Genomic DNA, 12,222 nt, shown 5'->3' on the forward strand with positions numbered 1-12,222 from the left:
AACCTTCCCGATCGTTCGGTACTGTTCGGCGAAACGACGATATTGGCGAAAATATTGCCGAGAGGACTGTCGTTTGTTCAAAGACGTTTGATTCTCTCCGAATCTGATGGACACTCTCTCATCCCTCTCACCGATTTCTGACTATAATAAACTATGTACGAAAACAATAATACCCGGGCGGCGAACCCTTCGTGTATGAAGAGGTGGGTCCAACCGTGAGCGTGTTCGACAGGGCGTACGACGATCCGGTCCGCGTGCTCGACGAGGACGGCGAGGTCGTCGGCGACGTGCCGGACCTCGACGACGAGGAGCTCGTCGGGATCTACCGACACATGCGGCTGGCGCGGCACTTCGACGGGCGCGCCGTGAGCCTTCAGCGACAGGGGCGGATGGGGACGTACCCGCCGCTGTCGGGACAGGAGGGCGCGCAGATCGGCTCCGCGACCGCGCTCGCCGAGGACGACTGGATCGTCCCCTCGTACCGCGAGCACGGCGCCGCCCTGGTCCGCGGGCTTCCCCTGAAACAGACCCTGCTCTACTGGATGGGCCACGAGGCGGGCAACGCCACGCCGGAGGGCGTGAACGTGTTCCCCGTCGCGGTTCCCATCGCCTCGCAGGTCCCGCACGCCACCGGCGCGTCGTGGGCCTCGAAGCTCCGGGGCACCGACGAGGTGTTCCTCTGTTACTTCGGGGACGGCGCGACCAGCGAGGGCGACTTCCACGAGGGGGTCAACTTCGCCGGCGTGTTCGACACGCCGACCGTCTTCTTCTGTAACAACAACCAGTGGGCTATCTCCGTCCCCCGGGAGCGGCAGACCCGGAGCGCGACGCTGGCCCAGAAGGCGGAGGCGTACGGGATCGACGGGGTACAGGTCGACGGGATGGACCCGCTGGCGGTGTACCGCGTCACGGAGGCGGCCGTCGAGAAGGCGCGCGACCCCGAGACTGACCGGCCGCGGCCGACGCTGATCGAGGCGGTCCAGTACCGGTTCGGCGCGCACACCACCGCCGACGACCCGACCGTCTACCGCGACGAGGACGAAGTCGACCGCTGGAAGGCGAAGGACCCGATCCCGCGGCTTGAGCGCTACCTCCGGTCCGAGGGCGTGCTCGACGACGAGCGCGTCGCGGAGATCGAGACCCTCGTCGAGACGCGGGTGGCCGAGGCCATCGAGGCGGCCGAGTCGGAGGCGCGGCCGAAGCCGGAGGAGATGTTCGAGCACGCGTACGCGGAGCTCCCGCCGGAACTGGAGCGGCAGTACGAGGAGTTCGCGGCGTTCCGCGAGGCGCACGGCGACGAGGCGTTCCTGGAGGAGTAAATGAGCGAGACACAGAACCTCACCGTGGTACAGGCGGTCCGAGACGGATTGTACACCGAGATGCGCGAGGACGACGAGGTCCTCGTGTTGGGCCAGGACGTGGGGAAGAACGGCGGCGTCTTCCGCGCGACCGAGGGCCTGTTCGACGAGTTCGGCGGCGACCGCGTCGTCGACACCCCGCTCGCGGAGTCGGGCATCGTCGGCGCCGCGGTCGGCATGGCCGCGATGGGGCTCCGACCCGTCCCAGAGATCCAGTTTTCGGGGTTCATGTACCCCGGCTTCGACCAGATCGTCTCCCACATGGCCCGCTTCCGGGCCCGAAGCCGGGGGCGGTTCACGCTCCCGATGACCCTCCGCGCGCCCTACGGCGGGGGAATTCGGGCCCCCGAGCACCACTCCGAGTCGAAGGAGGCGTTCTACGCCCACGAGGCCGGGCTGAAAGTCGTCATCCCCTCGACACCGTACGACGCGAAGGGGCTGTTGGCGGCGTCGATCCGCGACCCCGACCCGGTGATCTTCCTCGAACCGAAGCTCATCTACCGGGCGTTCCGCGACGAGGTGCCCGAGGAGCCGTACACCGTCCCCATCGGCGAGGCGGTCACCCGCCGCGAGGGCGGCGACGTGGCGGTGTTCACCTACGGCGCCATGACGCGCCCGACGCTGGAGGCCGCCAAGAGCCTCGCCGAGGAGGGGATCGAGTGCGAGGTCGTCGACCTCCGGACCGTCTCCCCGCTCGACCGCGAGGCGATCGTCGAGGCGTTCGAGGCCACCGGGCGCGCCGTCGTCGTCCACGAGGCCCCGAAGACCGGCGGGCTCGCGGCCGAGATCACGGCGATCGTCCAGGAGGAGGCGCTGCTGTATCAGGAGGCGCCCGTGAAGCGGGTCACCGGGTTCGACGTGCCGTACCCGCTGTACGCGCTGGAGGACTACTACCTCCCGTCCGCGGCGCGCATCGAGGAGGGTATCAAAGAGGCGGTGGAGTTCTGAGTATGCCTGTCAAAGAGTTCAAACTGCCCGACGTGGGCGAAGGCGTCGCCGAGGGCGAGCTGGTCACCTGGCTGGTCGCGCCCGGCGACCGCGTCGAGGAGGACCAGCCGGTCGCGGAGGTCGAGACCGACAAGGCGCTCGTCGAGGTCCCGTCGAGCTACGACGGGACCGTCGAGGAGCTGTTCGTCGAGGAGGGCGACATCGTCCCCGTCGGCGACGTGATCATCTCGTTCCGCGTCGGCGAGGACGGGGAGGGCGGCGAGGCGACCGCGGAAGCCGACGCCGACTCGGCGGAAGCCGACGCCGACGCGACCGAATCGGCGGCTGACGCCGACACCGAGTCGGCGTCGGAGCCGGGCACCGAGCCGGAGCCTGAGACCCCGTCCGGCCGGACCTTCGCGCCGCCGTCGGCCCGCCGGCTCGCCCGCGAACTGGGCGTCGACATCGCGGCGGTCGACGGGAGCGGCCCCGGCGACCGGATCAGCGAGGCAGACGTGCGGGCGCACGCGGAGGGCGGCGACGGAGGTTCCGATACCGCCGATTCCGGCTCCGACGAGGCGCCGGCGCCGACCCCGACCGACGTGGGATCCGGCGGCCGCAAGTCGGCCGTGAAAAAGCGCGGCGACGACGGGGCCACCGGATCCGCGGCGACGACCGCGCCCGCGCCCGACGCCCCCGAGCCGGCCGGCCGCGAGACGACTCTCGCGACGCCGGCGACCCGGAAGGTCGCCCGCGAGCTGGGTGTCGAGGTCGACGACGTGCCGACCGACGAGACCCGGGACGGCGAGGCGTTCGTCACCGGCGAGGCGGTTCGGGCGTACGCGGAGGCGCTGGAGTCGGGGGAATCGCCCGAACCGGAAGCGACGGAAGCGACGGAAGCGCCAGAAGCGCCAGAAGCGCCAGAAGCGCCAGAAGCGGCGGTCGTCGACGCCGACGCGTCTGCGCCCGAACCGGGGTCCGTCGACGCCTCATCGAGCGCCGGCTCGACCGACGAGACCGTCCCCTACCGCGGCGTGCGCCGCACCATCGGGAAGCAGATGGAGCGCTCGAAGTTCACCGCCCCGCACGTCACCCACCACGACACCGCCGAGGTCGACGCGCTCGTGGAGGCGCGCGAGGAGCTGAAACCGAGAGCGGAAGAGGAGGGTGTGAAGCTCACCTACATGCCGTTCGTGATGAAGGCGATCGTCGCGGGGCTGAAGGAGTACCCGTCCCTCAACAGCGAGCTCCGCGAGGACGACGAGGAGATCGTGTTGAAGGGCGACTACAATCTCGGGGTCGCCGTCGCGACCGACGCCGGGCTGATGGTGCCGGTCGTCGAGAGCGTCGACGAGAAGGGGCTCTTCGAGCTGGCCGCGGAGGTCAGGGACCTCGCTTCGCGCGCCCGCGAACGGAAGCTCAAGCCGGCAGAGATGAAGGGCGGCACGTTCTCGATCACTAACTTCGGCGCCATCGGCGGGGAGTACGCCACGCCGATCATCAACTACCCCGAGACCGCGATCTTAGGGCTGGGCGCCATCGAGGAACGCCCGGTCGCTCGCGACGGCGAGGTCGTCGCGGCCCCGACCCTGCCGCTGTCGCTGTCGATCGACCACCGCGTGATCGACGGCGCGGTCGCGGCCGAGTTCGCGAACACCGTGATTGAACACCTTGAACACCCGTTGCTACTGTTGTCACACTAATGGTTGTCGGAGACATCGCAACCGGAACGGAGGTACTGGTGATCGGCGCGGGACCGGGCGGCTACGTCGCCGCCATCCGCGCCGCGCAGGAGGGACTCGACACGACCTTGGTCGAGAAGGACGCCTACGGCGGCGCCTGCCTCAACCGCGGCTGTATCCCCTCGAAGGCGCTGATCACGGGCTCGGGGCTCGCCCACGAGGCCGGCAACGCCGAGTCGATGGGGATCCACGCGGACCCCGCCGTCGACATGGGGAAGATGGTCGAGTGGAAGGACGGGGTCGTCGACCGGCTCACCGGCGGCGTCGAGAAGCTCTGTAAGGCCAACGGCGTCAACCTGATCGAGGGGACCGCCTCGTTCGTCGACGAGCACACCGCTCGCGTCGCCCACGGCGGCGAGGGACAGGGCTCCGAGTCGATCGAGTTCGAGCACGCGGTCGTCGCGACCGGCTCGCGTCCGATCCAGATCCCCGGCTTCGACTTCGCCGAGGACCACGTCTGGAGCTCCGCCGAGGCGCTCGACGCCGACACGGTCCCGGACCGGCTCGGGATCGTCGGCGGCGGGTACATCGGCATGGAGCTGGCGACGACGTACGCCAAGCTCGGCGCCGACGTGACGGTCGTCGAGATGCTCGACGACATCCTCGACCCCTACGAGGACGACGTGAAGCGGATCGTCCGCACGCGCGCCGAGGAGCTCGGCGTCGAGTTCCACTTCGGCGAGGGCGCGAGCGAGTGGTCGGAGGCCGCCGACGGCGGCTACCTCCTCCACACCGAGACGGAGGAAGGCGAGGAGTCGACGTACGGCGTCGACAAAGTCCTCGTCGCGGTCGGACGTCGGCCGGTCACGGACGGGCTCGACCTCGGCGAGGCCGGGATCGAGACCGACGACCGCGGCTTCATCGAGACGGACGACCGCACCCGCACCGCGGTCGACCACATACACGCCGTCGGCGACGTTTCGGGCGAGCCGATGCTCGCGCACGCGGCCTCGAAGGAGGGGATCGTCGCCGCCGAGGTGATCGCGGGCGAGCCGGCCGCGATGGACCAGCAGGCGATCCCCGCGGCCGTCTTCACCGACCCCGAGATCGGGACGGTCGGACTGACCGAGGCGGAGGCCGAGGCGGAGGGGTTCGATCCCGTCGTCGGCGAGATGCCGTTCAACGCCTCCGGGCGCGCGATGACGACCGGCCACACCGAGGGGTTCGTCCGGATCGTCGCCGACGACGAGACCGGCTTCGTGCTCGGCGCGCAGATCGTCGGCCCGGAGGCCTCGGAGCTTATCGCCGAGGTCGCGCTCGCGATCGAGATGGGCGCGACGCTGGAGGACGTGGCGGCGACGGTCCACACCCACCCGACGCTCGCGGAGGCGGTGATGGAGGCCGCGGAGAACGCCCGCGGCCAGGCGATTCACACGCTGAATCGGTAGTCGAGAGCCGATCCGACTCTGGCTCTTCTCTTACGCCGACGCGTCGTAGCCCGCCTCGCTCACCGCGCTCACCAAGGCGTCCGGGTCGGCGTCGCCCTCGACGGTCGCGGACTCGCGCTCGCGGTCCGCGGTCGCGCTTTCGACGCCGTCGACGCCTTCGAGCGCCTCCGTCACGCTTTGCTCGCAGTGCTCACACGACATCCCCTCGACGGTGATCGTCTGACTCATGACGGGTTCCGGTAGGGTCGGAAGCGGTTTGTCGCTTTCTCCTTCGCGATCGGGGTTCGAACGCCGTCTCGACTTTGGAATCCGAACCCGATCGCCCAACCGTCTTATATATCGGAGCCGTACCGGGAGACATGCGCGACCTCGACGAGACGGACTTGGAGATCCTGTCGCTGCTGGCAGAGAACGCCCGGCGTCCCTTCAGCGAGATCGGCGAGCGGGTGGGGCTGTCGGGGCCGGCGGTCTCCGACCGCGTCACGCGGCTGGAGGAGACCGGCGTCATCGAGGGGTTCACGGTCGACGTCGACCGCACGAAGCTCCAGGCGGGCGTTCCGGTGTTGGTGGACGTAGAGCTGCCGCCGAACCGCCCCGAGGCGCTCGACGCGGCGCGGGATCGGGTCCGAGCGGCCGACCCGGTCGAACACGTCTTCGTCACGGCCGAGGGCGACCTCCGGGTGTACGCTCGCGTCGAGGGTCGGAACGCCCGGGAGTGGGTGGCCGGGCTGTTCGAGGGGGTCGCCGTCGACGACTACGCGGTCACGCTGGTCGACGTGTTCGAGTGGACGCCCTCGGTCGAGGGCGTGGAGTTCGCGTTGACGTGTGCGGAATGCTCGAATACTGTTGATAGTGAAGGCGAGACGGCGCGGATCGACGGCGAGGTGTACCACTTCTGCTGTCCGTCCTGCCTGTCGCGTTTTAGGGAGCGGTACCAGCGACTGGAGGAGGGGGCGTGATACGGTGAATACGCAGTTGACCCCGGATCGTCTGTGAACTCCGCCAACGTCTCGGCCGATCGCTTATCAACGTCTCGGCCGATCGCTTATAACTGATTGCTGTCGGTAGCGCGACGGTGAACTCCGCCAAAGCCCCAGTCGCGAGGGCTCGCGCGCCTTGCTGCGCTCCTCTCTCGGTCGCTTCGCTCCCTCGTTGCGGTGCTTACTGCGGCGTGCTTCGCCCTCGCGACTGCCCCTTTGAGTCCCGCCCGAACTGCAACCGCACAGCACCTCACACCTCCCCAGCCTCGTCAGTCGCCCTCCGCGTTGCCTTCGGGCGACTGACTCCCTCGCGCGTGCTGACTCGCGGCCTGTCGGCCGCTCGCAGGCACGCGCCACCGCCTTCTTTAGATCGACGCCCTCGCTCGTCCCGTTTCCTTGTCTCTCCGATCGACTGATCACAACGGCCACTTTGGAATCGAAGGTTTCGACCCACTCGGAGGCGAACTCTCGAAGCAGAAAACCGCCTAAGGGTGGAACACGTAGTAGTACACATGCCAACGAGAACAGCTCACCTGAACGTCACGGGCATGTCCTGCGCCAACTGCTCGGCGACGATCGAGGACGCCCTCGACGACCTCGACGGGGTGGCGTCGGCGAACGCCAACTACGCCACCGACGAGGGATCGGTCGAGTACGACCCCGAGGAGGTGTCGCTCGGCGAGATATTCGACGCGATCGAGTCGGCGGGGTACGGCGCAGTCACCGAGACGGTTTCGGTCGCGATCACGGACATGTCCTGCGCGAACTGCGCGGAGGCCAACACGGAGGCCCTCGAATCGACGCCGGGCGTGATCGAGGCCGACGTGAACTACGCGACCGACGAGGCGCAGGTCCGGTATAACCCCGCCGACGCCTCGCTCGGCGACCTCTACGACGCGATCGAGTCGGCGGGGTACTCGCCGGTCCGGGAGGGCGGCGAGGGCGGTGGAGACGGCGACGACAGCGCCGACGGCGCCGACGGCGCCGGCACGGGCGACGCCGAACAGGACGCCCGCGACGCCGCCCGCGAGGAGGAGATCCGCAAGCAACTCCGACTGACCCTCTTCGGTGCGGTCCTCGCGACTCCCCTGCTGGCGTTCATGGCCGATCACCTGCTGTTCGCCGGCGAGATATTCCCGGACCGCGTCTTCGGCGTGCGTCTCGGCTGGGTCCAGTTCCTGCTCGCGACCCCCGTGCAGATCGTCTTGGGGCGCCCGTTCTACAGGAACTCGTACAAGGCGCTCGTGACGAACGGGCGCGCCAACATGGACGTGCTGATCGCGCTCGGCTCCACGACCGCGTACGTCTACTCGGTCGCGGCGCTCTCGGGCGCGATCGCCGGGAGCCTCTACTTCGATACGGCCGCGCTCATCCTCGTGTTCATCACGCTCGGCAACTACCTGGAGGCCCGCTCGAAGGGCCGCGCCGGCGAGGCGCTCCGGAAGTTACTGGAGATGGAGGCCGATCAGGCAACCCTCGTCGACGATGACGGAACCGAGCGGGAGGTCCCCGTCGACGAGGTCGAGGTCGGGGACCGGATGAAGGTGCGCCCGGGCGAGAAAATCCCGACCGACGGGGTCGTCGTCGACGGCCAGAGCGCGGTCGACGAGTCGATGGTGACCGGCGAGTCGGTCCCGGTCGAGAAGGGGGAAGGCGACGAGGTCGTCGGGTCGACGGTGAACGAGAACGGGCTGCTCGTGGTCGAGGCGACGAAGGTCGGCGCCGACACCGCGCTCCAGCAGATCGTCCGCACGGTCAAGGAGGCGCAGTCGCGCCAGCCCGACATCCAGAACCTCGCCGACCGCATCTCGGCGTACTTCGTCCCCGCGGTCATCGTCAACGCCCTCCTGTGGGGAACCGTCTGGTTCCTCTTCCCGGAGGCGCTTGCCGGGTTCGTCGACGCCCTGCCGCTGTGGGGGCTCGTCGCCGGCGGCCCGAGCGCCGCGGGCGGTGCCGTCACAGTCTCCGAGTTCGCGATCGTCGTGTTCGCCTCCGCGGTGCTCATCGCCTGCCCCTGCGCGCTCGGGCTGGCGACGCCCGCCGCGACGATGGTCGGCACGACGATCGGCGCCGGACACGGCGTCCTGTTCAAGGGCGGCGACGTGCTCGAACGCGCCAAGGACGTCGACACCGTCGTCTTCGACAAGACGGGGACGCTCACCGAGGGCGAGATGGAGCTGACCGACGTGGTCGCGTTCGACCGCGACGGCGAGCCCCTCCCGGACGGCGGCGCGGCGCAGCGGTGGGAGGGCGACGACGACCTCCCGTCCCCCGGCTCCGATCCCGACACCGATCGCAACCCGGAAGACGAGGTACTCCGACTCGCCGCGACCGCCGAGCGCGGCAGCGAACACCCGCTCGCCCGCGCCATCGTCGAGGGCGCCGAGTCGCACCGGATCGACGTGGGATCCCCGGACGAGTTCGAGAACGTCCCCGGGCAGGGGGTCCGCGCGACGGTCGCCTCGGACGGGTCCGGCGAGGCCACCGAGGTGCTGGTCGGCAACCGGAAGCTGCTGCGTGACAACGGGATCGACCCCTCGCCCGCCGCGGAGACGATGGAGCGCTTGGAGAGCGAGGGGAAGACGGCGATGCTCGTCGCCCGCGTGTCCGCTGACACGAACGAGGGCCGGCTCCTCGGCGTCGTCGCCGACGCGGACACCGTGAAGCCGAGCGCGGCCGACGCCGTCTCGGCCCTCCGCGACCGCGGTATCGACGTGATGATGATCACGGGCGACAACGAGCGCACCGCCCGCGCGGTCGCCGAGCAGGTCGGGATCGACCCCGAAAACGTCCGGGCGGAGGTCCTCCCGGAGGACAAGTCCGACGCGATCGAGGCGATCCAAGCCGACGGTCGGCAGGCGATGATGGTCGGCGACGGCGTCAACGACGCCCCCGCGCTCGCGGTCGCGTACGTCGGGACCGCCATCGGGAGCGGCACGGACGTGGCCATCGAGGCCGCGGACGTGACCCTGATGCGCGACGACCCGCTCGACGTGGCGAAGGCGATCCGGATCTCGGACGCGACGCTCCAGAAGATCAAACAGAACCTCGTGTGGGCGCTCGGCTACAACACGCTGATGATCCCGCTCGCGTCGCTCGGCCTGCTCCAGCCCGCGCTGGCCGCCGGGGCGATGGCGCTGTCCAGCGTGAGCGTGCTCACCAACAGCCTGCTGTTCCGCCGGTACGACCCCGACCGCGATTACCGGCTGCTCGGCCGACTGCGGTGAGCGAGGCCGACCGCTCCGATCACGGCTCGCCCCTCGTCACGCGGTACGCCTGATCGGCGTACCAGAATCGGACCGTCTCGTCGTCGTCGACGACCCGGTCGGCTGTTCGCCTGTTTGTCCGAAGGACCATCTGCTCGACATCTTCGACTGTGAACGCGAGCAGATTTCGGTAGCCGCGATTCCGCCACCGCATCATCTGCTCGGCGATGATCGTGCGGTCGGCCGTCTGCGCTCGCTCCAGCGTGAGGGTGGCCCGATCCCCGTCGTCGCCGTCCGACGCCGCCCGCCACCCGTCTGTCGTGACGGTTACCGTGGTCCCGTCCGACTCGCTCGTCGCGTCGTCGGTCGGCACGACGGAGACCGGCGGCGCGTCGAACTCGACGATGGCGGCGCTCTCCGATGTCGCGTGCCCGTATCCCACCACGGCCGCGTAGTGGCCTCCACCGAGATATGGATACTGCACGTCATCGTTGGTGTCTATTTCACCTGCCGCTGCCTCTATCGTCCACGTTTCACTCTCGCCTGCCGAGAGATTGTAACAGATGCCGTCGTGGGCGCCCGGACCGATGTGAAACCACCGTTCGTCCCGCAGCTTGTAGAGGTTCCAGTGGCCGCAGCCGGTCGATTCCTGTGACCGATTGTGATACGTGAAGTCGATCTGAGCAGGCAGTTCCGTCCTTTCGGTGCTCGGACGGACGAATCCCTGAGTCGTTTCGTCGGATTCGTGGTACCAAGTGACTTCGTTCTCGCCCGGAAGGTCCGGCACCGACATCCCGGCGAACTCCGAGTCGGTTGTCGGTCCCGGTGTGTCTGCCGGGTCGGTCGACTCGCTTCTCGTCGTCGGTTCGTCTGCCGATTCGTTCGATCCTTCTTCCGGCGTGTTGCAGCCGGCAAACGCCCCGAGGGCGACCGACAGGCCGGCGAGGAGGGCGCGTCGGCGCATACCCTCCCTGTTCGCCAGCGTGTGAAGGCTCTTGTGGGGGGTCTCGATGAGACACAGCTAGCCCACGAATCCACATTTAGTATAGCGATATACAATTTAAACACCTGATCGAGCCCCAATCCCCGATCGACAGCTACGACCGCCTCGCACGTCGGTTCCGGTCCACTGAGAGACGATCGACCGGCTTTTTCCCCGCCGTACCGTCGGATCGGGTATGGCCGACGAGTTCGACCCCGAGAAGTTCGAGGACAAGTACGCGAACTACTTCAACGAGCTCCAGCGGGCGTACAAGAACGCGTTCAACCAGATGAACGACCGGTACGACTCGGAGCTGATCCACGGGATCGACCAGACGGTGCTCAACGAGTCCGAGCCGTTCTACGAGGACGGCGAGTTCCGCGTCGAACTCCCCGAGAACCCCCGCGACCGCATTCAGGGTGCCGTCCCCGTTGACGACGAGACGTTCGAGGAGACGCTCGACGAGTACGTCGACCGGATCGAGACGGAGCTGTACCGGACGCTGGGTGTCGACCGCCCGGAGTGAGATAGCCGCGTTCCGACCGCTTCACCCCCAGAGACGACGGTTCTCGCACCCTGCGTTCCGTCGAACCAAAGGCATAAGCCGCCCGGACGCCAACTCGCGTACATGAGCACGGACACGACTGACGCGGACAACGACCTCCGCGAGCGGATCACGAACTTCCTGCGACGCAACTTCCCGCAGATCCAGATGCACGGCGGGAGCGCCGCCATCAGCCACCTCGACCGCGAGAGCGGCGAGGTCACGATCCAGCTCGGCGGCGCCTGCTCCGGCTGCGGTATCTCCCCCATGACGATCCAGGCGATCAAGTCCCGGATGGTCAAGGAGATCCCGGAAATCGAGACGGTCCACGCCGACACCGGTATGGACTCCGGCGCGGACGGCGACCTCGGCGGCACCAGCAGCGGCGGCATGTCCCCCTCTTTCCCCGGCGAGACGACCGACGACGGCGGCGACGACGAAGGCCCGCAGGCCCCGTTCTGAGCGGTTCTCCCGATCTCGCGGCTCCGTTCTCTTCGGTTTTTCGCGTTCGATAGCCGTTCTCTCGGTGTTCAAGGCGTCTCTCGACGATTCCTTGTCGACATAGCTGTGCCTCTTCCGGACGAATTAAATCAAATGTCGCTATATCAATTCGGGTTCGCGGTGCGACTGAAGGGTTTTTGCCCCCGGCGGTCGTGGACGATTTCTATGCACCATCGGGAGGTCGAGACGACGGCGGAGTACGTCGCGCGGTTCGAGACGGGCGCCGACTGGCGCGAGGAGATCGAGGACCTCGCCCGGGCGGAGGATGTCGAAGCGGGCTGGTTCACGGCGCTCGGAGCCGTACAGGACGCGGAGGTGTGGTTCTACGACCAGGACGACACCGAGTACAAATCCGTGAGCTTCGACGAGCCGCTGGAGGTCGCGGCCTGCGTCGGCAACGTCTCGCTGCTCGACGGCGACGTGTTCGCGCACACGCACGTCGTGCTGTCGCGGCCGAGCGGGCAGGCGCTCGCGGGCCACCTCGACTCCGCGACCGTCTGGGCCGGGGAGTGCCACCTGCGGGCGTTCGCGGAGCCGCTGGAGCGCTCCCACGACGAGGCCACCGACCTCGACCTATGGCTCTGAGGCGGAGCG

General features: G+C 68.5%; 11 protein-coding genes. 9 read left to right on the forward strand and 2 right to left on the reverse strand.

All coding sequences use genetic code 11. The features are described from left to right. Positions 1-215 precede the first annotated feature (215 nt). From pdhA to lpdA, 4 genes are read left to right on the forward strand one after another with little or no spacing between them, the layout of a single operon-like run. Entirely contained in the window at positions 216-1,319 is a 1,104-nt protein-coding gene (gene pdhA, locus C471_RS10550; protein ID WP_004048802.1) for a pyruvate dehydrogenase (acetyl-transferring) E1 component subunit alpha, read from the forward strand. Then, on the forward strand, positions 1,320-2,306 hold the full coding sequence (locus C471_RS10555) for an alpha-ketoacid dehydrogenase subunit beta (protein ID WP_004048805.1): 987 nt from the start codon (positions 1,320-1,322) through the stop codon (positions 2,304-2,306). A gap of 2 nt (positions 2,307-2,308) precedes the next feature. Then, positions 2,309-3,988 carry a dihydrolipoamide acetyltransferase family protein gene (locus C471_RS10560; RefSeq protein WP_004048808.1) on the forward strand — a complete coding sequence of 560 codons (1,680 nt, stop codon included), beginning with the start codon at positions 2,309-2,311 and terminating at the stop codon, positions 3,986-3,988. Continuing rightward, complete coding sequence (lpdA, locus tag C471_RS10565; protein WP_004048810.1) at positions 3,988-5,415, forward strand: dihydrolipoyl dehydrogenase; 1,428 nt, start codon at positions 3,988-3,990, stop codon at positions 5,413-5,415. The genes C471_RS10560 and lpdA overlap by 1 nt, the downstream gene beginning before the upstream one ends. Positions 5,416-5,445: 30 nt before the next feature. Here the strand turns inward: lpdA and C471_RS10570 are convergent, their stop codons facing one another. Continuing rightward, the gene (locus C471_RS10570; protein ID WP_004048813.1) at positions 5,446-5,643 is read right to left on the reverse strand and encodes a CopZ family metallochaperone; all 198 of its coding nucleotides are present in this window, start codon (positions 5,641-5,643) and stop codon (positions 5,446-5,448) included. A 131-nt stretch (positions 5,644-5,774) separates the two neighbouring features. Between C471_RS10570 and C471_RS10575 the strand changes: the two genes are divergently transcribed. Further along, positions 5,775-6,374 carry an AsnC family transcriptional regulator gene (locus C471_RS10575; protein ID WP_004048816.1) on the forward strand — a complete coding sequence of 200 codons (600 nt, stop codon included), beginning with the start codon at positions 5,775-5,777 and terminating at the stop codon, positions 6,372-6,374. 533 nt (positions 6,375-6,907) lie between these two features. Continuing rightward, on the forward strand, positions 6,908-9,622 hold the full coding sequence (locus tag C471_RS10580; RefSeq protein ID WP_004048818.1) for a heavy metal translocating P-type ATPase: 2,715 nt from the start codon (positions 6,908-6,910) through the stop codon (positions 9,620-9,622). Positions 9,623-9,641: 19 nt separating this feature from the next. Here the strand turns inward: C471_RS10580 and C471_RS10585 are convergent, their stop codons facing one another. Then, entirely contained in the window at positions 9,642-10,565 is a 924-nt protein-coding gene (locus C471_RS10585; protein ID WP_004048820.1) for a hypothetical protein, read from the reverse strand. A gap of 214 nt (positions 10,566-10,779) precedes the next feature. Here C471_RS10585 and C471_RS10590 point away from each other — a divergent pair, with 214 nt between their 5' ends. From C471_RS10590 to C471_RS10600, 3 genes are all read left to right on the forward strand, one after another. Further along, positions 10,780-11,109 (forward strand): DUF5783 family protein, encoded by a 330-nt coding sequence (locus C471_RS10590; RefSeq protein WP_004048822.1) that lies wholly within the window; start codon positions 10,780-10,782, stop codon positions 11,107-11,109. 102 nt (positions 11,110-11,211) lie between these two features. Continuing rightward, complete coding sequence (locus tag C471_RS10595) at positions 11,212-11,589, forward strand: NifU family protein (RefSeq protein WP_004048824.1); 378 nt, start codon at positions 11,212-11,214, stop codon at positions 11,587-11,589. Between the two features lie 204 nt (positions 11,590-11,793). Then, positions 11,794-12,213, forward strand: a complete 420-nt coding sequence (locus C471_RS10600) for a PPC domain-containing DNA-binding protein (protein WP_004048826.1) — start codon at positions 11,794-11,796, stop codon at positions 12,211-12,213. Positions 12,214-12,222 lie beyond the last annotated feature (9 nt).

It is taken from the genome of Halorubrum saccharovorum DSM 1137, assembly GCF_000337915.1.
GTDB classification, from domain to species: Archaea; Halobacteriota; Halobacteria; order Halobacteriales; family Haloferacaceae; genus Halorubrum; species Halorubrum saccharovorum.